A 21,781-nucleotide genomic window follows, 5' to 3' on the forward strand; every position below is an offset into this window, starting at 1 on the left:
CGTGAACGAGACACCCGTAGACGAAGGATCCTATGCTCAGCCCCACTGATATCCCCGCCGGCCTACTCCGCGAGCACAGCATCGCACTTGTCGTCGCCGATATGGATGGCACCCTGCTGGGCGATGATCACATGATCCCAGAAGGGTTCTGGCCGCTGCTGAACCGCCTGAACCGCGCTGGTATCAGCTTTGCCCCTGCCTCGGGGCGGCAATACGCCACCTTGCGCGAGCAGTTCGCCCACCCCGCCGCAGATAATCCGCCACGCAACTTCATTGCAGAAAATGGCACCAATGTGGTGCTCGATGGCACCACGGTCTCGAGCACCACGATCTCCCCAGATATCGTGCGCAAGGTGCTGGACACGATCTCTCAGCTGCGCGGCCGCGGCCACGATATCGGCATTGTGGCCTGCACCCCCGAGGTGGCCTATGTCGATCGCAGTGATGAGGCCTTTCTAGAGCAGACGCGGCGCTACTACGCATCGATGCAACACGTGGATGCAGTAGCCGAGCTCAACCCGGAGGAGATCATCAAGATCGCGGTATTCGGCTTCGACTCGGTGGAAGAGAGCATCTACCCGCATCTGTCCGAGTTCTACGAGCAGGCACAGGTGACCGTATCCGGCAAGCACTGGATCGACATCATGGCAGCTGAGGCCGATAAGGGCCACGGCCTGCGGGAACTCTGCGCCCAGCTGGGGATTACCCCCAGCCAGACCTTAGCCTTCGGCGACTATCTCAACGATCTCGAGCTGCTCCAGCAGGCCGGGGTCGCCGTGGCCATGGCCAATGCGCACCCGCGCATCGCCGAGAGTGCAGACTTTATCGCGCCCTCCAATAGCGAGCAGGGCGTGCTAAAGGTGCTCCGCACGCTACTCGACGCCCACGATCAGTCCGCGAGCTGATATACCCGCCGGAAATTCGCCGCCACTGCGGCGCTGAACTCCTCGAGCGCCATGCCGCGGGCCGTGGCGATGCATTGGGCGGTGTGGCCGATGAAGGCCGGCTCATTGCGGGCGCCGCGGAAAGGCTCGGGCGTCATATAGGGCGCATCGGTTTCATAGAGAATCTGCTCCATGGGCGCCAGGGCCGCCGCTTGGCGTAATTCCTCATTGCGTTTGAAGGTGACATTGCCGGCGAAGGAGAGCACATAGCCGCGCTCGATGGCCTCGCGGGCGACCTCCAGCGGCGAGGAAAAGCAGTGCAGAATCACCGTCTTAGGCTGCGGGGAGCTATCGAGCACCCGCAGCAACTCCGCATCGGCCTCGCGATTATGAATCATCAGCGCCTTGCCGCTGCTCACTGCGAGATCAATATGAAAGCGCAGCGCTTCCTCCTGCGCCTCCAGCGGGGCGCACCACTCTTCTTTGCCGATCCAATAGGTATCGAGCCCGGTCTCGCCGATGGAGACACACAGCGGATCGGCGGCCAGTTCGCGCAGCCGGGCGCGGGCGGCGTCGTCAAGCTCACGAGCCCGCGTGGGGTGAATGGCACACGCCGCCCACACCCGATCGAGCTGCTGTGCCACGGCCAAGGCTGCCTCGGCTTCCGCTAGGCCATCGCCGACGGTCACCATGGCCTCTACCCCGGCAGCGCGGGCGCGCTCGACCACCGCGGCCGGCTCATCGGGGCAGGAGGTGAGGTGGGTGTGGGCGTCGATAAGCCCCGTTGCCCCGGCGAGCGGGGTGGGCGTAGGTCGCTTCTTCTTTCCCATGGCTCTAGCCTGCCACCGGGGCCCAGGAGGGGCCCTCCTCGGCGAGGGCCGGGTCGAGCTTCTGGATCAGCGGCTTCGGCTTGGACAGCGGCGTGCCGGGCACGCACTCCACGCGCTGCCAGGCGGCCTGCTGCTGGGTGTAGTCGCCCATGATCACCGGGTAGGTCTTGTTCTTCTCCGGCAGGCCCACGCCCACCGGCTCCACCGGCATATCATCGGCTACCTCGCGCACCTGCGGGGTGGCGGCCCACTCGCCCTCGCGGCCCAGGGTCTCGTGCACCTTTTGGGCGGTATGCGGGATGAAAGGAGTAAGCATGGTGTTGCAGTCGGATACCACCTGCAGCGCGGTCCACAGCACGGTGGCGAGGCGCTCCCGCTGGGTCTCATCCTTCGCCAGCTTCCACGGCTCATTCTCCGCGATATAGGCATTGGCCTCGCCCACAATGTGCATCACCTGGTTGATCGCGGCCTTGAACTTGGAGTGCTCAAGGTTCTCCCCGGCCTCCACGAAAGCCCGCTCGGTTTGCTCCAAGAGCGCCTGCTCGGCGGCGGTGAGCTCACCCGGGGTGGGGATCTCGCCGAAGTTCTTATAGGCCATGGACACGGTGCGGTTGACCAGATTGCCCCAGCCATTCGCCAGCTCGTTGTTCACGCGGCGCACAAACTCATCCCAGGTGAAGTCGGTGTCATTATTCTCCGGGCCGGCCACGGCGATGAAATACCGCAGCGGATCGGGACCGAACTCCTCGAGGAAGTCCTTGACATAGATCACCACTCCCTTGGAGGAGGAGAACTTCGAGCCCGACATCGTCAAATACTCCGAGGAGACCACCTCGGTGGGCAGGTCGAGTTCCCCGAGCGGGCCGGCCTCCCCGCCCTTCGAGCCCTGGCCGCGATAGCCCAGCAGCTCCGCCGGCCAGATCTGGGAGTGGAAGGTGATGTTGTCTTTGCCCATGAAGTAATAGGACCGGGTCTCTGGGTTATTCCAGAACTCGCGCCACGCCTCCGGCTCGCCGATGCGATAGGCCCACTCGATGGAGGAGGACAAATACCCCACCACCGCGTCGAACCACACATAGAGCTTCTTGGCGTTGTTCTCTTCCCAGCCCTCGATGGGCACGGGCACGCCCCAGTCGATATCGCGGCTCATGGCGCGCGGGCGGATGTCCTTGAGCAGGTTCATCGAGAACTTCAGCACATTCGGGCGCCAGTCTTTGCGCTCAGTCAGCCACGTCTCCAGCGCCTCGGCGAGGGCAGGAAGATCGAGGAAGAAGTGCTCCGTCTCGCGGAACTCCGGGGTTTCCCCGTTGAGCTTGGACACCGGATTAATGAGATCCGCCGGGTCCAGCTGGTTACCGCAGTTATCGCACTGATCGCCGCGGGCGCCATCGCAGCCGCAGATCGGGCAGGTGCCCTCAATATAGCGGTCGGGCAGGGTGCGCCCCGTGGAGGGAGAAATTGCCCCCTGGGTGACTTCCTTGACCATATAGCCGTTGTCATAGAGCCCGCGGAAGAGCTCCTGCACCGTGGCGTAGTGGTTGCGGGTGGTGGTGCGGGTAAACAGGTCATAGGTCAGCCCCAGCCCGGCGAGATCCTGCACAATCTGGCGATTGTAGCGATCAGCGAGCTCCTGGACGGCCACGCCCTCCTTCTCCGCCTGCACAAGTAGCGGCGTGCCGTGCTCGTCCGTTCCCGAAATCATCAACACGTTGCGGCCACGCATTCGCTGGTAGCGCGCAAATACATCGGACGGTACGCCAAACCCTGCCACGTGACCGATGTGGCGGGGGCCATTGGCGTAGGGCCAAGCTACTGAGACGAGCACAGATTCAGACATGCCTACGAGCATAATTGATAGACAGCTAAGTCTAAGACTTAGGCGTCATTCGCTTATCGACGCCACCCTCACGCCCGCACCCACCGGCACGGCACTTAGCGCACCCGCTGGCCCGCGGCGAGCTCGAAGAGATGCCGCAGCACCGCCCCGTTCTGGCTCGTGCGCAATCCACCGTGCTCATATTCGCTGGTGATATAGAGTGCGACATTCTCCAGCAGCTCCCCGGTCTCGAGGGAGAAGTTCAGGGGCACGAAAACGTCATTGGCGTAGACCGCAGCTGCCCCCTGCACCCCGGCGTTCCGCAACGCCTCGGCATCGTAGAGCGTGGGCCACTCATGAGCGGCGAGGATCTCGGCCACCTCCGCCCACGGCTGGAAGGCGGGCACTGTCTCGGACCACTCCTGGAACACATGCTCGCCGAGCAAGAGCGTGGGATCCTCGCGGAACTCCTGCGGCAGACAGCGTTGCGCCGCCCAGTTGGTGGCCCCGCCATCGGCGTAGGAGGATTCGTGCAGCACATAGTAGAGCGGATTGCGGCCCCCATAGGGCAGCAGGCCAGCAAGATCATAGGCGAATTGGCTGGACTGGGGATCCAGCTGCAGGAGCTGATAGAGCTTCAGCCAACCGTCATCGGAGCCGAGCAGGTGCCCCAGCGAGCGCAGCCGAGTCTCAGAGACCACCTCGCCATTGGGCAGCACGATCTCCCCGGCACGGGCCGCCTCGAGCAGCTGGCGCATGGTCTCGCGCAGCTCGGGGAAGCGGCGATAGAACTCCTCCGAGTTGCGGCGCATCCGGCGATAGCATTCGGAATACACCTCATCCACGGAGTGACCCACCGCGGACAACCCGCCGGTGAAATAGCAGGTATCCAGCGACTCGGGGTGCGTGCTGAGGTAGTGCAAGGTGGTGAAACCACCGAAGGACTGCCCCAGGGTGCACCAGGTATCCACTTGGAGAATCTCGCGCAGGGCCTCCGCGTCGCGGACGATGCCATCGGCGCGCAAGTGAGTGAGGTATTCGGCCACCTCGGCGGCGCTATTGCCGGCAAGAATGCGCTCATCGACGGGGCTGGACTGACCGGTGCCGCGCTGATCCAGCATCACCACTTGATAGCGTTCGAGGGCCGTGGGCAGCCACGAGGGCTCGGCCGGCTGAGCCCAGGGGCGGGGTGCTTCCACTCCTGGGCCGCCTTGCAAGAACAGCAGATAAGGCTTGTCCTCGCCACCGGGGGCTGTGACCACGCGGGCGAAGACGTCGATGGTGCGCTCGTCTGCGGGGTCGGCGCTCAAAGGCTGGGTAAAGGTGATGTTGCTGAGAGTCAGCTCACCAAGGTGCTGGGTAGATATCGTATGGCTCATAGAGCCACAGTCTACTGACATGTCTGGACACCATCGTCCAGCCCGAGGCACCCGCCCGCGACACACAGAAAACCGCCCTCCCCTTTTTAAGGAGAAGGCGGTCAGAAGCCAGTGGCGAAAAGATTAGATCATCTTGCGCGCTTTGCGACGCACCTCGGAACGGCGCTGTTGCGCCTGCTTCCACTCGTTGTACACGCGGCGCTCGCGGGCCAGCTTCATAGCCCAGCGCTGCTGCTCCTTGTGATCCAAGTAGAGCTTGTCATTGCTCAGGTCCTTATGCAGGGCAACCATGAGCAGGATGATCACCACGAGGAAGGGCGAGGCAGCCACAATGGTGACGTTCTGCAGGTTCTGCAGCGAGTCCTGGCCATCGCCGATGAGCAGCAGGGTCAGGCCGATGCCGGCGGTGAGAATACCCCAGGCGGCAGAGACGAAGCGGTTGGCCTCGATCGCGCCGTTCTGGCTCAGCGAGCCCATCACGGTGGAGGCGGAGTCCGCCGAGGTGATGAAGAAGGTGGACAGCAGCACCATCGCTACGAAGCCGGCGATGAAGCCGCCCGGCAGCTGGTGCAGCAAGTCGAAGAGCTGGCGCTGGCTGTCGCCGTCACCCCAGATGGATTCACCGCGCTGCTCGAAGGTGATGGCGGTGCCACCGAAGATCGAGAACCACACAGCAGAGACTGCGGTGGGCACCAGCAGCACGCCGAGAATGAACTCACGCACGGTACGGCCGCGAGAAATGCGAGCCAAGAACATGCCCACGAAGGGGCTCCAGGAGATCCACCATGCCCAGTAGAAGATAGTCCAGCCGGAGACCCATGCCGCGGCCTCGGGGTTGCCGTTGTTGGCGGTGCGGGCGGCCATCTCGAAGAACTGGGAGAAGTAGGAGGACACCGAGGTGGGCAACATGTTGAGCACGTTGACTGTTGGCCCCATGGCGAACACGAAAATAGCGAGCAGTGCGGCCAGCACCATGTTGGCGTTGGAGATGTACTGAATGCCCTTGCCCACACCCGACATTGCGGAAATGATGAAGCAGACGGTCAGGATCAGCACGATCATCACCACGGTGGAGTTCTGCGGATCCTCGATCACGCCAGAAGCATCCAGGCCGGACTTGATCTGCAGCGCACCGATACCCAGAGACGCGGCGGTACCGAAAACGGTCGCGATCACCGCGAGGATGTCGATCATCTTGCCGATGATGCCGTTGGCACCGCGCTCACCGATCAACGGAATAAAGGCCGAAGACAGCAGCTGCTTCCGGCCAAGGCGGAAGGTGGAATAGGCGATAGCCAGGCCCACGATCGCATAAATCGCCCACGGGTGCAGGGTCCAGTGGAATAGCGTGGACGCAAACGCCGAGGAGGCTTGGTGGTCCGGGTGCCCGGGCACACCATTACGGAAGAAGGTCAGCGGCTCGGACGTACCGAAGAACATCAGGCCGATACCCATACCGGCCGCGAACATCATCGCGATCCAGCTGGGCGTGGAGAACTCCGGCGCGTCATCATCGGCGCCAAGGTTGATATTGCCGAACTTGCTCAGCGCCACGTACAGGATGAACGCAACAAACACGGTGCCGAAGAGCACGAAGGCCCAGCCGAGCTTGTCAATCACTTGCGCGAAGGCATCATTAGCGAAAGCTGCGAAGCTATCGGGCAGGGTCAGACCCCAGACCACGATAGCGATCACCACAGCCATCGAGGGGATGATAATGCCCCAGCTCAGTGGGGCATTTTTATCTTCATAAGCGCCGTAGTCATTAAACTGCTCGGCGGCTTCCTTGTAGTTATATTCGTCCTCGGAATCGAGAAGTGAGGCGAACTCGCCCGCGGCGGTCGTGCCGCTGGAGTCCTCAGTGCTTCCCGAGGTGCGTTCAGCCCCTGCGGAATTCGGGGCCGTAGTAGCCGACGCGTTTACCGCGTGGGCATCCGCACCGGATCCTTCGGTCTCGTCTGCGGCAGGAGTGCCTGCCGCGTCATTCTGGTCAGAAGTGCTCATGCTTCTAGCTTGGTGAAAATTCACCTCATTGCCAAAAGGAGAGAGCGCTCCGCTGGGCAGAAACTCGCAGCATAGGGGTTCTCCCCTCTCCTCAGAGCTAGCTCAGCATTGGCTTAGAAGCTCCACAGATAGCAGCTTTTCCCCTGTTCAGGGGTGAGTTTGACCATGCCTGAAGGACAACGTCGATAAGCGAAATGTCACAAGACGATAACAATTCGCTCAGACTGAGGTTGATCCACGCTCAGTTGTTGGCTCAAGCCCATTATTAGCACCCGCAGCCGAGCCTTCAGCCGCGGCGCTGGGCGCAGCCTTCATCGCATCGCGCTCGGCGATCACGGCATCATAGAGCTCGTTTTTGGACACCTTATGGCGCTGAGCCAGTTCCTTGGTCACGTTTTTCACCCGCTCTCCCGCGGCAACGCGCTGCACGGCTTGGGCTACCAGCTCCTCCATTGAGGTGTCCGCCGCCCCGGTCGCGCCGGCGATCACCACCGAAATCTCGCCCTTGACACCATTGCTCGCCCAGTCGGCAAGCTCCGCCAGACCGCCGCGTTTAACCTGCTCATAGGTCTTCGTCAGCTCCCGGCACACCGCCGCCTGCCGCTCGGGGCCGAGAATCTCCGCGGCTTCCTGAAGGGTTGCGGCGATACGATGCGGGGATTCAAAGAAGCACACCGCCCGCTCTTCTGTACGCAAACTAGCAAGCCAAGTGCGGCGGGCGCCCGCCTTGCGCGGGGCGAAACCATCGAAACAAAACTTGCCCACCGGCAGACCCGACAGAGCCAAGGCGGTGGGTACTGCCGAGGGGCCGGGCAGACAGGTCACCGCTATGCCCGCATCGTGAGCGGCCTGCACGAGGGGAAAACCGGGGTCGGATACCGCGGGCATGCCGGCGTCGGTGACCACCAGCACCGAGTGGGCCGCAGCGGCGGCAAGCAAGTCCTCCACCCGCGCGCTTTCATTGTGATCGAAATTAGAGATCACTTTGCCCTTGATCTCTACCCCCAGCGCCGCCGCGAGGGAGCGGGTGCGACGCGTGTCCTCGGCGGCGATAATGTCTGCCTGCGCCAAGGCAGCGACCAAGCGCGGCGAGGCATCGTAGATATTGCCCAGGGGCGTAGCCGCAATGATCACCCCGCGGGGCAGCGAGTCAGCATAGGTCGGTGGTGCAGGGTGACGCGCGGAGGAGATGCTCATGAGCTCTAGCTTCTCACATCCCCGCGCGCGCCGAGGAAGGCGTACTCTGCCGAGCGCGGCGGCACCGAGCGAGAGGAGTTCGCGGCAATCCCCTCAGCGCCCTTTAGTGGTGTCCGGCTCAACATTTAGACTAAGTAGCCATGAGTTCAGCTTCGGCGAGTGCGCATGGCGCTGTAGAGCCGCCCTCCGATTCCCCAGACCGGCCTCGTGCTGCGGCCCCGCTCCTCAATCGCGAACCCCATATGGGCTCGACCGCGGTGCGTCGACGTGCCTGGCGCGGCGGCTCGCTGAGCTCTGAGCTGGTGTGGCGCCGCTGTGACACCCTCATCTTCGTCATCATCGCGGCGTTGTCTTTTTTCACTCGCTTCATCGCCCTGAGCGCCCACACCGCCAGCGGCACCCCCGTGTTCGACGAGAAGCACTATGTGCCCCAGGCCTATGACCAACTGCGCAGCATCCACGGCCAGCTCGGGCTGCTCGCGGGCGGCGGAATCGAATCCAACCCGGGCTATGGGCTCGTGGTGCACCCGCCCTTGGGCAAGCGTCTCACCGCGCTGAGCGAGGCGATCTTTGGCTACTCCCCCTTGGGCTGGCGCGTGATGGCGGCCCTCTGCGGCAGCGCCCTGGTGCTCGTCATTATGCTGCTCGCCCGCCGTATCTCCCGCTCGTCTCGCGTGGCTCTCTTCGCCGGAATCATTGCGCTATGTGACGGCGTCCTCTTAGTTATTTCCCGCTTCGGCATGCTGGACATCTACCTGGTGTTCTTTGTCCTCTGCGCCTGCTACGCCTTTATCCGCGACCGCGAAGAAGTGACCACACGGGCCCTTCAGCCCGGCCCGGCACCGCTGCGCTTTGGGCTGCGCCCGTGGCTGCTTGCCTGCGGGCTGTTTTTTGGCTTAGCGCTGTCCGTGAAGTGGTCGGGGCTGTACTACATGGCCTTTTTCGGCGTCATCACCGTGTGGTGGGATGCGTGGGTGCGTGCTGGGGCCGGCGATAAGAAGGCCGTGACCCGAACACTATTTCGCGATGCCCCGAAGGCCTTTGTCTACCTCGTCATCCTCCCCGTGTCCTGCTATATCTTCAGCTGGCGCGGCTGGTTCGCCGCAGAGACCTCCTCTTTCCGGCATGCCGCCGAGGAGGGAAAAATTGAGGAGGGTGCATGGTATGCCTCGCTCCCCGATACCGTGGCGAGCTGGGTGTACTACCACGACAAGATGCTGAGCTTCCACTCCTCGCTCACCAACTCCAATGGCCACGAGCACCCGTGGGAGTCCAAGCCCTTGAGCTGGTTAGCCGCCCTGCGGCCGGTGCTCTTTTATTCCGACACCGATATCGCGTGCGGCGATTCCACCTGCCGGCGCATGATCTTTCTTTATGGCACGCCGATTATTTGGTGGCTCACCGTGCCCGTTCTCGTGTGGGCGATCGTGCAGTTCTTCCTGCGTGGCCGCGGCGCTTATCTCATGGTGCTGCTCGGCTTTAGCGCCGGCTATGTTCCGTGGCTCTTCTCCTATGATCGCCAAATGTATTTCTTCTACGCCGTGCCGCTCATCCCGTTCATCATCATCGGCTTAGCGTTGATCCTGAATCAGATGTGGGGCGCAGGCACCACACTGCGACGGCACCCCCTAGCCAGCTCGCATCCAATGGCGCGATTGCGGCTGCACACCTGGCATGTGGGCAGCGTGCTTGCCGTGAGCTATCTCGTTGCGACAGTAGTGTTCTTCGCCCTCTACTCCCCCATCTTCTACGGGATCCTGATCAGCGATGACTACTACTTCACCATCATGTGGCTGCGTAGCTGGCGTTAGCGGAGATCGGTGCTCTGCATCGGCATGGCGGATAGTTGCCGCCACGCCAATTCCAGCGCCACCAATCCTCGATCAGCGAGCCAGTAGCACAGCAGCACCACGGCGCTGAGCCCCACCAGTAGCAGCCAGTACACGCTGTCACGATCGATCGTGCCCAGCACCATATCGCGAGCGCCAAAGCCGAGGCTGAAGGTAAATAGCGCCCCGTAGACGGGTAAGAGGCCCATCGCGATGCGGGAGCGCCACACCGCGAATACGAGGCCGAAGGCCAGAGCAAACCGCACGGTGGCGCCTTCGACGAGCATCCGCGCGAGATAGGGATCAAGCTCGCTTGCCTCCCATGCCTGTTGCACGGAAGCGGCGGCGGCGAAGAGTTGGATGCCCCAGAACAGAAACGCCAGCGCGCAGATCACCAGCAGCACACGGCTGATGCCCACCCCGATTGCGCGGCGCGATGCTTGGCGACGCCGCTGCGGCTCCACCCCAGCGAGAATCATCTCCGAGAGATCGGGAGGGGTCACCCCCGCCCCATCGGAGTCGTCGGCAACACAAAAATTCAGGCTGCGCTTCAATGCCGCGGCCTCGTTGAGAAAGGCTCGGCAGTCACTGCACTGGGACAGGTGCGCATCGAGCGCGTCATCATTGATGCCGGTGGGTTCGCCGTCCAGACGGGCAGATAGCGCCGCCTGGACCTGTGCGCAGTCCATCATCTGGTGAGCACTCCGTCGATACTGGCCCGGCCCGAGCCGAAGACGATCACCATGATGAGAGCGGTGATGAGCAGCAGCACATATTCAAACCCGCCCGTGCCGACAAAGACGCCCGAGTCGAGGTGCACGAAATACAGGGCACCAGCCATGACCAGAGCTAATACGGCCGCGGCGATGGTGGTGAGAAAACCCACCACCAATAAGCCACCGCAGGCGAGCTCCGCCATCATGGTGATATAGGCGGAGAGCTTGGGCTGCGGCACGTGCATGGTGCTGAAGCTGCCGATGGTCTCATCCATGCCGTCGATCGCGACCTTCTGCCAGCCATGGGCGATGAAGAGGAAGCCGAGCACGGCGCGCAGGAGAAACAGCGCTGCGTCCCTCATTGCTGGTCTATCCATGGTTTCTAAGACTAACACCCCAGCGCGGCCACAACCGTCTTATAAAGCCGCGCGATCACAGCGCGCCGCTGTGTCCTCGCGGCGCGGACACTGCGGCGTATCCGCCTTAGTTTCCTAGTGACGTCACGGCGCGTGCCGCCGCGCCCAGCTCGCGGCCATAGGACGGGCCGTGGGTGGCCGCGTGGACGGCGAGCGGGTGCATCTGGTGCAGCGGAATGAGCTCCCGCCAGTTCTCCTCGAGCGCGGAGATGCTCTGGTAGCCCTGCACGATCTGATCGAAGAAGGGGGCACCGAATAGCGCCAACATGGCTATATCAGTCAGTGCGGCGCCACCGTGCGCGGCGGGATCGATAAGGATGGGGCCTTCTTCCGAGAAAAGCAGGTTACCGGCCCAGAGGTCGCCGTGGATGCGCGCCACCGGCGGGTTATAGTCACTAGCTTCGATGCGCTGGCAGGCGGCGAGCACGTCGCGATAGTCCTGCTCGGACAGCGTTCCCTGCTGCCGCGCGGTCTCGGCAAAGGGCAGCACGCGCTGCTGAGTGTAGAAGCTGCCCCACTGCTCAGAGGGCGTGCAGTCTTGGGGTTGGGTGCCGATGAAATTCTGTCCCCGAAACTCCTCGCCACCTGGGGCGGGTGGTGCACCATGCGCTGCTGCCCCAGCGCGGTGCATGAACGCGATCTGCCGGCCCGCCTCATACGCCGCCTCTGCGGTGGGGCGCACCTCGGTGACTCGGGCAGTCACGATGGCTGTTTCTGAGGCATCGAGCACCTCCACGATCGCGGCGGGCGCGCCTTCTTTGAGCCACCTCAGCCCGGCAGCTTCAGCTAGGGCCGCCCCGTGCTCGTTAGGTCTTTTGATGAATACATCGTCTCCGTAGGAGTCCATGTCTCCAGCATGCCAAAGATGCACGGCCGAGGTGTGGCGCGCTATCCCCGCCTCCACCTGGCAGCCACGAGTGAGACTAGTCAGTCTCCCCCTTGGATGGCTTGGGCGGCAAAGAGTTCAGCAAGGCGTCTTCCGCGGACACCCGCGGCTCCTCGCTGGATTCGCTGGATCGCTCGCGATCCCGCCGTAGTTCAGCGATTGAATCTTCTAGGAATTCCAGCACGGAACGCCACTGCACGGCGGTGCGCTGCATGTACTTGTCGAGCTCATCAGTAACAGCATGCTGATCAGCCTCGCGTAGTTCTTCTTCGGCGGCCTCAACTATGGCGCGCTCTGCCTGAGCTTGGGCCTTGCGTGAGCGCAATTCCGCCAATTCCTTGCGCAAACGGCTTACATATTCCTCAGCCTCGGCAAGTTTGACTTCCAGTCGAGCTTCCAGTTCGGTATCACTTCGTTCACTCATGGATCCGTCTTCCTCACAGCCACCGAGCAGGTGACCTCTCACTGCACGTCAGGCCGGTGCGGCGCATGGTGCCAGCACCAACCCTTATTACACAGTTTCGTTCCTGCTTTGATGTTTTTTATTCACTGGGAAAAGTGGGGTGCAACCAAGGATACTCCCTCGGTGCCTGATGAGCAGTCCTTCTGCCGAGGCATTCGGGACTGCACTCTCGATCGTGTTATTTCGCCGCCGCTATAGGTGGTCGTTTCCTCGCACCTACACCGACTCTTAAACGGCCAAACCCCAAGCGCTCGTCCATCGCTTGGGGTTTCCCTCAGGTATCAGGGCTCGTGCGTATCGTCATGGTCAACGGTGTCACTATCGGTGCGGGGCGCCGTCTGTACCGACGGTGCCTTCTCCGCGGTGCTGCTCTCAGCGCCACTAGCGGCGCTTGTCGACGCCGCCTCGTGGTCATCTGCCGCCGCATCCGCGTCCTCATGGCCAGCGCGCAACTCTGCAATAGCGTCTTCTAGGAACTCCAGCACGGTGTGCCAGTGCACGTGCGTCTGCCGTTCATACTCGTCGAGATGATTGACTGCCTCGTGCTGCATCTTCCGTTCCGCAACATCGTCAGGATCATCGGATTTCTTCACGAGAGCAGCGATGTCCTCGCGGATGCTCGCTGCATATTTTTCCGCTTCGACGAGCTTGGCTTTGAGCCTGGACTCAAGATCGGGCGCGCTATGTTCGGACATGAATCAACTCCCTAGAAGAGATTAGTAGCCAGGATCAGCAAGAAGGGGACTACGAGGAACACGCCCACGGTCCACACCACAGCCCAAATCTTTCGTTCTGCGGAGACCCGTGCCAGCATTTCCGCTCCCCGCGGAGGGAGTCCGCGAAGGAAGGGAAGGCCGAAGATAATCAGGGTGGCGAACACATTGAATAGCAAGTGCACGAAGGCGGCCTGCATCGCCAAGGTGCCCTCCGCGCCAGTGAAGCCGAAGGCGGCAATCAGCGCGGTGATGGTGGTTCCGATATTGGCGCCGATAGTAAAGGGGTAAATCTGTCGCAACGTGAAGGTGCCGGAGCCAGCCAGCGGCACTGCCAGAGAGGTGGTGGTGGAGGAAGACTGCACCATGATCGTCATCAGCGCGCCGGAGAAAATACCGGTGATGGGGCCACGTCCGATGGCGTTGTGCAGCACATCCTTGGCCTTACCCACCATGAGCACCTTGAGCAGCTTGCCGATGTTATTAATCACGGCAAGGATCAACACAACACCGAGCACAATGAGCAGAACGCCGGTCCACACATCGTTCAAGCCGAGGGAGCCAATACCCCCCTTGAACAGGTCCGCAAGCGGGGTCGTGATGGTCTTAACGAAGGAACCGATACCACTGAAGACTGCGGCAACGATGCCGCCATCCGAACCATCGGTGTGGGTAGCCATCCAATTGGAGCTCTTCTCCAATATGCCGAACATCAGCTCAAGCGGAAGCAGAATGAGCACGGCCATCAGGTTGAAGAAATCATGCACGGTGGCTGCGGCGAAGGCGCGTCGGAAAGCATCCTTATCTCGCGCCATACCCAAGCTGACCAAAGTATTGGTCATAGTGGTTCCGAGGTTGGCACCCATCAGCATGGGAATAGCCACCGCCATGGGTAATCCGCCGGCCACTAGGCCAACCACGATGGAGGTGGTGGTGGAGGAGGATTGGGTCAAGGCAGTGGCCAAAAGACCAATCATCAAGGCCACAATCGGGTTGGAGGCAAAGGAGAAGAGAGCCTCCGCCTGATCACCGGTGGCAATTTTAAAACCGGAGCCGATGACCTTCACGGCCGTGATCAGCACGTAAATTCCGAGGACCACGCCAATCCAGTCGCGGGCATTGGCTGCGGCCCCCTTCAGCGGAATGAAGGAGAGAGGACTGCGCGGGATAGCGACATCGCTCTGCACCGCTTCGGGAGTTTCCGTAGCGGTATGTTCACGACTCTTGGTCTGCATGTAGTTCACATATCTCCGTGTTGAGCATGGACGAGGATCTGCACAGAGTAGAAACAACCGACATAACGCCCTCAAGAACCAAAGGTGAACAAAGGATGAACACCCGGCAGGATCGAGGGTAAAGCACCTGATAGAAGGCTGAAAATAAATTTTCTGTGATCTTAGACGCACCCGCATCGCGGCCGGCTCTGCCTACCCCTTAAAGCACACCCGTGCCATTAGACTTTTCTCAACCCGCACCCCGCTCACGTGGCAAAAGCCCGCTCACACTCACACACTGGGCGACCTTCTCCACCCCATGCGGGGACAAACACACGACCCATGAGACAAATAAGCGTACCCTAAGAACTCCCGTTCAGTATGCAGAACCGTGGGCTCCCCCAGCTGACGCCTTCTCGGGTGTCTTTCCAGCTTCTTATGCGGCCTCGCGTCAGATATCTCTGTTTCAACGCGGTGCACAATCGTCGTTGCTGGCGCCACTGTGAACGGATAGCTGAACTGAACTCGCATGCTCAGCAAGCGACATCTTCCCAGATGTTCTCGCTCGCGTGGCCGGCAGAACTGTCATTCCTAGCCCCCGGGGAGGCGGCGATCAGTGTGCCTCCGTCCAACCGCCGATCCACAACCACGCACTGCGGGGCTCAGAGTCGCATAAGGAATCGAGTCCAGCTTCACCCGCCTAGGAAGCCAACACCACCACCCAAAAAGGACGTGGCGTACACGTGCGATGGACTAGTACAGCGTCATAGTGTTCGGATTGACGGACAGCAACTGAGCAAGGATGCGGAAACAGTATTCGCCCCTGAAAAGACCAAGGTTTTCCCGCACGATGGAAGGAATATAGTTATCCATCCCATATTCCTCCGCGATTTGGATATAAACCTTCACCGCGAAGGTGTAGTCACCGTCATCCGCGTGTTCCTGGACATACGCCATGTTTTTTGGAGATAGCTGAGGACCTATCGAAACAATGTAGTCGTACACGCTTTTCTGATCATCAAACTTCGGAAAATCCATCACATACCCTTCTCCCCTACCCCGGCTGAGCTTAGAGCAGGCCAGCACTACCCACAACAGGCAACCCCGAAGGTGCGCGCTGCTCAAACAACTCCACCAGCTTGTCAGCGAACGCCTGCATATCCTCAGCCGTGTCTCCCACAATCAAATCCGCCGACACACCAACCTTCGACGCAATCGCATCCCGAGTCGCAGACATAGCCTGAGCATGGGCCTGCTCCTTCTCCGCCTCCAGCAACTTCACACGCTCTTCAAGGCTCTGAGCACCTGCCAGCTGCTCACACGCAACTTGCTGCGCTCTACACAATGCCCAGCCGCCTCCTCAGTGCTTTCTGGGGCGTGATTAACAGAATCGCTATCCATGACTCCTCTTGGGAGTAGAAAACGGGCATAACACAACCCCACACCAGCAGTCCTTCAAGGACCGCCCAATGCGGGGTTAGTGGCCACGCTGAGACTCGAACCCAGCATCATCCAACTAGAGGAAGCCAACACCACCACGCGCAAAGAAGAACGTGGCGTACACGTGCGGATGGACTAGTACAGCGTCATAGTGTCCGGATCGACAGACAGCAACTGAGCAAGCGTGGGAAAGTCGTAGTCTCCTCTGAAGAGCCACAGGTTTTCCCGCACGGCGTAAGGGATGTAGTCGTCCATGCCGTAGTCTTTCGCGATTTGGATATAAACCTTCACCGCGAAGGTGTAGTCACCGTCATCCGCTTCCTCTTGAACCCAAGCCATTTTCTCTGGAGGAAGCTGAGGACCTACCGAAACAATGTAGTCGTACACGCTTTTCCGATCATCAAACTTCGGAAAATCCATCACATACCCTTCTCCCCTACCCCGGCTGAGCTTAGAGCAGGCCAGCACTACCCACAACAGGCAACCCCGAAGGTGCGCGCTGCTCAAACAACTCCACCAGCTTGTCAGCGAACGCCTGCATATCCTCAGCCGTGTCTCCCACAATCAAATCCGCCGACACACCAACCTTCGACGCAATCGCATCCCGAGTCGCAGACATAGCCTGAGCATGGGCCTGCTCCTTCTCCGCCTCCAGCAACTTCACACGCTCTTCAAGGCTCTGAGCACTTGCCAGCTGCTCACACGCAACTTGCTGCGCTCTACACAATGCCCAGCCGCCTCCTCAGTGCTTTCTGGGGTGTGAGCAACAGAATCGTTATTCATAACTCCTCCTGGGAGTAAAAAAATGGGCATAACACAACCCCACACCAGCCATCCCTCAAGGACCGCCCAATGCGGGGTTAGTGGCCACGCTGAGACTCGAACCCAGCATCACCCAACCAGGAAGCCAACACCACCACCCAAAAAGGACGTGGCGTACACGTGAGATGGACTAAAGCACCATCATGGTGTCCGGATCGACAGACAGCACCTGAGCAAGCGTGGGAAAGTCGTAGTCTCCTCTGAAGAGCCACAGGTTTTCCCGCACGGTGTAAGGGATGTAGTCGTCCATGCCGTAGTCTTTCGCGATAAGCATGTAGAGCTCTACGGCGAAGGTGTAGTCACCGTCATCGGCCTCTTCTTGAACCCGAGCCATTTTCTCTGGAGGAAGCTGAGGACCTACCGAAACAATGTAGTCGTACACACTCTTCTGATCATCAAACTTCGGAAAATCCATCACACACCCTTCTCCCCTACCCCGGCTGAGCTTAGAGCAGGCCAGCACTACCCACAACAGGCAACCCCGAAGGTGCGCGCTGCTCAAACAACTCCACCAGCTTGTCAGCGAACGCCTGCATATCCTCAGCCGTGTCTTCCACAATCAGATCCGCCGGCACACCAGCCTTCGACGCGATCGCATCCCGAGTCGCAGACATAGCCTGAGCATGGGCCTGCTCCTTCTCCGCCTCCAGCAACTTCACACGCTCTTCAAGGCTCTGAGTACTTGCCAGCTGCTCACACGCAACTTGTTGCGCTCTACACAATGCCCAGCCGCCTCTCGGCGCGTCTTTTCCAGCTCTTTACGCAGCTGCTCGACACACATCTCTGTCTCGCTCGACGTATCAGAACCAGCATCGCTCGCTGCACTGTTCTCGGATAGATGATCCGAACTCGAGTACTCAGCGGCAGAAGCAGCCTCCTCAGTGCTCTCTGGGGCGTGATTAACAGAATCGCTTTCCATGACTCCTCTTGGGAGTAGAAAACGGGCATAACACAACCCCACACCAGCAGTCCTTCAAGGACCGCCCAATGCGGGGTTAGTGGCCACGCTGAGACTCGAACCCAGCATCATCCAACTAGAGGAAGCCAACACCACCACGCGCAAAGAAGAACGTGGCGTACACGTGCGGATGGACTAGTACAGCGTCATAGTGTCCGGATCGACAGACAGCAACTGAGCAAGCATGCGGAAACCGTAATCGCCTTTGAAAAGCCGCAGGTTTTCCCGCACGGCGTAAGGGATGTAGTCGTCCATGCCATAATCTTGCGCCATGAGCATGTATTTAGTCACAGCGAAGGTGTAGTCACCATCATCGGCCTCTTCTTGAACCCGAGCCATATCCTCTGGAGAAAGCTGAGGACCTACCGAAACAATGTAGTCGTACACGCTTTTCCGATCATCAAACTTCGGAAAATCCATCACATACCCTTCTCCCCTACCCCGGCTGAGCTTAGAGCAGGACTGCGCTACCACGCGACGCGGAGACTACCATTTTATTCACAGGCCCAGGCTATAGGCTGCGATCAGCATACTCGTGCTCTACCGTCGATTCATCCACCACCACGAAAAGCCTTTACCCAGCCTTAACACAACAAAACCCCTAGTGGATAACCACTAGGGGAAATGTATTCTGTGGAGCCAAGGAGAATCGAACTCCCGACCTTCGCATTGCGAACGCGACGCTCTACCAACTGAGCTATGGCCCCATACTGCGTCGCAGCGGGTGAGAGCGAACGTGCTCTAACTTACGCGACGCGGCTGACCGCCATTGTAGGACGTTTCGTACTCATCGTAGTAATCGTCGTAGAAGTCGGCGCTGACATCCCTGGTGTCGAGATATTCGAAGTCAGGGCTCTCATCGTCCATGTCGAGGACCACAGCGCCGGGATGGCGCAGGCGCTCGGGCACACCCATCTCTTCGTCCCGGTCCGTGCGCACGCCAAGGCGGGCGCGGCGCAGATGGCGCAGTCGGTGCTGGCGGAGTTGTTGTTCGGCACGTACTTGTTTACGCAGGGCAGAGAGGTAGAGCACGGTCAAGAGCACTGCAGCGACGCTCCACAGCCAGGCCCAGCCCCCAGCAACGATGCCGAGCACAACGCCCAACAGGATTGCCACGCCCAAGCCGATCATGGTGCGCTGGCGGCGCTGGTAGCGGGCGTGGGCGAGATTGGCGTCGGCTTCGGGGTCGTACCAGCCGCGGCCGCGTCGAGAAGCAGCAAACTCACGATCCTCATCAGTGGCTTCTACCTCGTGCTCGACGGTGTCATCGGCAGGAGCTTCGGCCTCCGATACCTCGTCTGCGTCCTCATAGTGAGCTGCTGGGTGGAGCAGATCGGAGGGGCCGGTATAGGAGCTGTCGAACTCATAGGCGTCTTCGGCCACAGGAGTGTCCTGCTCAACCTCATCCGTCTCAGCCTCCGCAGCGGACTCCTCGGAGACGGACTCCGCGGCGGCAGGATCCTCTGCTGCTACAGTGTCGACGCTTAGCGCCTGCTCGTCCTCGTCGTTGGCGGTCGGCTCCGCATCGGAAGTGTCCTCGTCGGAGGTGTCCTCATCCGCCGCTGCATCCGCCTGGGTGTTGCGTGCTGGCTCCAGCTCTCGCACCACGTCGCCATCGACTTCATCCACCACAGGCTCTGCGGCCACGGTGGTGCGACGAGGAGAGTCATCAATCAGGATGTCTTCGGGATCAATTTCCTCTGCCTCCACAGCGGGCTGCGGGGTTTCGGGACGAATATCGCGACGCGACCAGCGGGGCCGGGTGGCGCGAGGCAGCTCGCCGGAGCCCCCCTCGTAGACCACGCGGGTTTCATCGAAGGCCTTGTTGGTGCGACGGATCGGCTTTTGACCTCGGAGTGCAAGAGGTGCAAGAACGAAAAGCCACACCACCACCATGACGGCGATCGCGACTGTACCTGACACTGTTTGAGGACCTTCCTAGCTGAGAATAAGCGTGGGAATCATCGGTGCACCACACAACGATGCGCGTGCACACACGGCGCACACGGACATCACCGATGCACGGAGAGGCGATCCCACTCTTGTCGGTACTTAACACTAGTTGTGAATGCTATTGGGGCTGAGACAGCCACGCCGAGTCAGCCCATTATTTATTCCGTCGCTGCGCTGTTTAGAGCACCCGGTGGAGGCGTCGTAGACGCTCTATCGCCGGCACCGCATAGTCGTTGCGCAGGATCGCCACGAGGCAATGGTCCTGCCAACGACCATTGATATGCAATGCCTCGCGCAGATATCCTTCCTCGCTAAAACCACAATGCTCGAGCACGGCAGCGGAGGCGGGATTGTGGGGAAGATAGGTGGCGGTCACCCTATTCAACTGCAGGTGGCCGAAGGCGTAGTCCACTCCGAGGGCACAGGCCACGGTGGCGATTCCTCGTCCGGTGTAGTCGCTATCCACCCAATAGCCAATCCAGCACTCGCTCAGCGCGCCCCGTTGAATATTGCCGAGAGTCACCTGCCCGACGAAGCGTCCATCGAGCTCGATCACCATGGGCACGATTTCGCCGTTCATGCCGGCCTCTTCCAATACGCGGAAGGTGTCCTTCCACGCGCGGGCGGAATGCGCCTGCTCCCATGTGCCCTCAACCGTTGGCTCGACCGGCTCAAGAAACTCGCGGTCCTTGATGCGCAAGGCACGCCAGCGTGGACCATCGCTATAGGTCACGGGGCGAAGCCGCAGCTCCTCGCCTCCAGGTAGGCGCACAGCGATGGTCGGCCGCGGCTCACAGCCAGTGGGCGCCACGTGCGCCCGCACGCTATGTCGAACGCGCGTGAACAAACCGAACATAGAGATCGTGTGGTCGTTGAGATCGAATACTGAGCCGCCGTGGAGTAATGATGCGTCTGTCCTAGCGGCCTTGGGCGAGGAAGATCACGTCCACGATATCCCCGGGGCGGATCTCGGTGACGTCTTCCGGAATACGAATGATGGCGTTCGCTTCGCTCAATCCGGCCAGCAGGTGCGCTGGGGCACCACCGGCGCCGGCGAGGCCTTCGACGAGATAGTCCTGGGTCTGGGCATCGCGCATCAGCCGCGCCCGCACAAAGCCGCGGCGGCCCGGGCGGGAATCCACGTGGTTGAGGGCTCGCGCCCGCACGAAACGACGCTGCGTACTGGTTTTGCCGAGGCTGCGGCGAATCCACGGACGGATGAAGGTCTCGAAAATCACCAGCGAGCTCACCGGGTTCGAGGGGGTCAAAAATACCGGCGTGCGCTCCTCGCCGAGCACACCAAAGCCCTGCACGGAACCTGGGTGCATGGCCACGCGGGTGGTGTCGATATCGCCGAGCTCGCGCAGTACGTCCTGGATAGTGCGGGAACTGGCACCACCGACAGCACCAGAGATCACAATCAGCTCCGAGCGCAGCGTTTGGCCTTCAATAATCTCCCGCAAGCGACGTGGTTCACCCGCGGCGATACCCACGCGATGCACCTCGGCGCCCGCTTCCTTTACTGCGGCGGCGAGGGCATAGGAGTTGATGTCATAGACCTGCCCGAGCCCTGGTTCGCGATCGATATCAACGAGCTCCGCACCAACGGAGATCACCGATACCCGCGGCCGCGGGTAGACCAGCACCTTGGAGCGCCCCACCGCCGCCAACAAACCGATCTGAGCGGGCGCGAGAGTCACCCCAGGGGCGACGGCCACGTCTCCGGGCTGGATGTCTTGGCCCACGCCGCGCACAAATTCGCCCGAGCGTACCGGGCGGGTGGCCACCACGCGCTTCGATCCACGATCGGACCACTCCAACGGGAGCACGGCGTCGGCAAGCGTAGGCAGGGGTGCACCAGTGTGCACGCGCACTGCTTGTTTGGGCTGGAGGCGCAGCGGCCGCTGGGAGCCGGCGGGGACCTCGCCCACCACGGGCATGGATGTTTCCGCCACGGGCTCAGGCGCGAGCTCCGGCACGTCCTCGCCGCCGCGTGCGGGGCGTCGGGAGAGCCCGCGCTCGCCGCCAACGTCCACGGCCCGCACCGCATAGCCATCGATTGCGGCCTGTGGGAAGCCCGGCAGCGGCTTGGTGGCCTTGATTTCTTCGGCGCACATCATGCCGAGGGCTTCCGCGATAGCGATCCGCACCGGTTCCGGGGTGGCCGCAAGCGTGGTTATTAGCTCGAGCTGTTTCTCAACCGATCTCACAAGCTCACTAACTCCTTCGGTATCGCGTGTACGGCCAGCGCGGCAGAGCTT

General features: G+C 61.1%; 22 protein-coding genes, 1 tRNA gene and 1 pseudogene. 2 read left to right on the top strand and 22 right to left on the bottom strand.

The window, feature by feature from the left end; all coding sequences use genetic code 11:
* Positions 1-32 precede the first annotated feature (32 nt).
* A complete protein-coding gene (locus KR227_RS02615) occupies positions 33-905 on the top strand; it encodes an HAD family hydrolase (RefSeq protein ID WP_218363581.1) in 873 nt (290 codons plus the stop codon).
* Here KR227_RS02615 and KR227_RS02620 read toward each other — a convergent pair.
* From KR227_RS02620 to rsmI, 5 genes and pseudogenes are all read right to left on the bottom strand, one after another.
* Positions 890-1,714: a TatD family hydrolase gene (locus tag KR227_RS02620; protein WP_218363582.1), complete on the bottom strand. Its 825-nt coding sequence runs from the start codon at positions 1,712-1,714 to the stop codon at positions 890-892. The genes KR227_RS02615 and KR227_RS02620 overlap by 16 nt on opposite strands.
* 4 nt (positions 1,715-1,718) lie before the next feature.
* A complete protein-coding gene (gene metG, locus KR227_RS02625; protein WP_218363583.1) occupies positions 1,719-3,551 on the bottom strand; it encodes a methionine--tRNA ligase in 1,833 nt (610 codons plus the stop codon).
* Between the two features lie 95 nt (positions 3,552-3,646).
* Entirely contained in the window at positions 3,647-4,909 is a 1,263-nt protein-coding gene (locus KR227_RS02630) for an alpha/beta fold hydrolase (protein WP_218363584.1), read from the bottom strand.
* A 123-nt stretch (positions 4,910-5,032) separates the two neighbouring features.
* Positions 5,033-6,913, bottom strand: a complete 1,881-nt coding sequence (locus KR227_RS02635) for a BCCT family transporter (RefSeq protein ID WP_218363585.1) — start codon at positions 6,911-6,913, stop codon at positions 5,033-5,035.
* A 321-nt stretch (positions 6,914-7,234) separates the two neighbouring features.
* A pseudogene (gene rsmI, locus KR227_RS02640) lies at positions 7,235-8,110 on the bottom strand (16S rRNA (cytidine(1402)-2'-O)-methyltransferase); the annotation flags it as partial.
* Between the two features lie 140 nt (positions 8,111-8,250).
* Here rsmI and KR227_RS02645 point away from each other — a divergent pair.
* Positions 8,251-9,921 (top strand): dolichyl-phosphate-mannose--protein mannosyltransferase, encoded by a 1,671-nt coding sequence (locus tag KR227_RS02645; RefSeq protein WP_218363587.1) that lies wholly within the window; start codon positions 8,251-8,253, stop codon positions 9,919-9,921.
* Here KR227_RS02645 and KR227_RS02650 read toward each other — a convergent pair.
* The 17 genes from KR227_RS02650 to glp all read right to left on the bottom strand — a co-directional run bounded on the left by KR227_RS02650 (position 9,918) and on the right by glp (position 21,730).
* Complete coding sequence (locus KR227_RS02650; RefSeq protein ID WP_255549019.1) at positions 9,918-10,631, bottom strand: zf-HC2 domain-containing protein; 714 nt, start codon at positions 10,629-10,631, stop codon at positions 9,918-9,920. The two genes, KR227_RS02645 and KR227_RS02650, sit on opposite strands and share 4 nt — an antisense overlap.
* On the bottom strand, positions 10,628-11,032 hold the full coding sequence (locus tag KR227_RS02655) for a DoxX family protein (RefSeq protein ID WP_218363588.1): 405 nt from the start codon (positions 11,030-11,032) through the stop codon (positions 10,628-10,630). The genes KR227_RS02650 and KR227_RS02655 overlap by 4 nt, the downstream gene beginning before the upstream one ends.
* Positions 11,033-11,138: 106 nt before the next feature.
* Positions 11,139-11,918 carry a fructosamine kinase family protein gene (locus KR227_RS02660; protein WP_218363589.1) on the bottom strand — a complete coding sequence of 260 codons (780 nt, stop codon included), beginning with the start codon at positions 11,916-11,918 and terminating at the stop codon, positions 11,139-11,141.
* 76 nt (positions 11,919-11,994) lie between these two features.
* On the bottom strand, positions 11,995-12,381 hold the full coding sequence (locus KR227_RS02665) for a hypothetical protein (RefSeq protein ID WP_151530059.1): 387 nt from the start codon (positions 12,379-12,381) through the stop codon (positions 11,995-11,997).
* A gap of 320 nt (positions 12,382-12,701) precedes the next feature.
* Complete coding sequence (locus tag KR227_RS02670; RefSeq protein WP_218363590.1) at positions 12,702-13,115, bottom strand: hypothetical protein; 414 nt, start codon at positions 13,113-13,115, stop codon at positions 12,702-12,704.
* A gap of 11 nt (positions 13,116-13,126) precedes the next feature.
* Positions 13,127-14,368 carry a Na/Pi symporter gene (locus tag KR227_RS02675; protein ID WP_255549020.1) on the bottom strand — a complete coding sequence of 414 codons (1,242 nt, stop codon included), beginning with the start codon at positions 14,366-14,368 and terminating at the stop codon, positions 13,127-13,129.
* A gap of 732 nt (positions 14,369-15,100) precedes the next feature.
* On the bottom strand, positions 15,101-15,385 hold the full coding sequence (locus KR227_RS02680; RefSeq protein ID WP_218363592.1) for a hypothetical protein: 285 nt from the start codon (positions 15,383-15,385) through the stop codon (positions 15,101-15,103).
* 31 nt (positions 15,386-15,416) lie between these two features.
* Positions 15,417-15,629: a hypothetical protein gene (locus tag KR227_RS02685; protein ID WP_218363593.1), complete on the bottom strand. Its 213-nt coding sequence runs from the start codon at positions 15,627-15,629 to the stop codon at positions 15,417-15,419.
* 293 nt (positions 15,630-15,922) lie between these two features.
* Positions 15,923-16,207, bottom strand: coding sequence for a hypothetical protein (locus tag KR227_RS02690; RefSeq protein WP_218363594.1), 285 nt, complete (start codon positions 16,205-16,207; stop codon positions 15,923-15,925).
* A gap of 31 nt (positions 16,208-16,238) precedes the next feature.
* Positions 16,239-16,451: a hypothetical protein gene (locus tag KR227_RS02695; protein ID WP_218363593.1), complete on the bottom strand. Its 213-nt coding sequence runs from the start codon at positions 16,449-16,451 to the stop codon at positions 16,239-16,241.
* Positions 16,452-16,739: 288 nt separating this feature from the next.
* Positions 16,740-16,943, bottom strand: a complete 204-nt coding sequence (locus tag KR227_RS02700; protein ID WP_218363595.1) for a hypothetical protein — start codon at positions 16,941-16,943, stop codon at positions 16,740-16,742.
* Between the two features lie 112 nt (positions 16,944-17,055).
* Positions 17,056-17,268, bottom strand: a complete 213-nt coding sequence (locus tag KR227_RS02705) for a hypothetical protein (protein ID WP_218363596.1) — start codon at positions 17,266-17,268, stop codon at positions 17,056-17,058.
* Between the two features lie 434 nt (positions 17,269-17,702).
* A complete protein-coding gene (locus KR227_RS02710) occupies positions 17,703-17,987 on the bottom strand; it encodes a hypothetical protein (protein WP_218363597.1) in 285 nt (94 codons plus the stop codon).
* Positions 17,988-18,201: 214 nt separating this feature from the next.
* Positions 18,202-18,274: transfer RNA gene (locus KR227_RS02715), tRNA-Ala, on the bottom strand.
* A 34-nt stretch (positions 18,275-18,308) separates the two neighbouring features.
* The gene (gene glpR, locus KR227_RS02720; protein ID WP_218363598.1) at positions 18,309-19,490 is read right to left on the bottom strand and encodes a gephyrin-like molybdotransferase receptor GlpR; all 1,182 of its coding nucleotides are present in this window, start codon (positions 19,488-19,490) and stop codon (positions 18,309-18,311) included.
* Between the two features lie 208 nt (positions 19,491-19,698).
* Positions 19,699-20,292, bottom strand: coding sequence for a GNAT family N-acetyltransferase (locus KR227_RS02725; protein WP_370625144.1), 594 nt, complete (start codon positions 20,290-20,292; stop codon positions 19,699-19,701).
* 145 nt (positions 20,293-20,437) lie between these two features.
* On the bottom strand, positions 20,438-21,730 hold the full coding sequence (gene glp, locus KR227_RS02730; RefSeq protein ID WP_151530054.1) for a gephyrin-like molybdotransferase Glp: 1,293 nt from the start codon (positions 21,728-21,730) through the stop codon (positions 20,438-20,440).
* Positions 21,731-21,781: the final 51 nt, after the last annotated feature.

The organism is Corynebacterium sp. TAE3-ERU30 (genome assembly GCF_019209925.1).
Taxonomy (GTDB): domain Bacteria; phylum Actinomycetota; class Actinomycetes; order Mycobacteriales; family Mycobacteriaceae; genus Corynebacterium; species Corynebacterium megadyptis.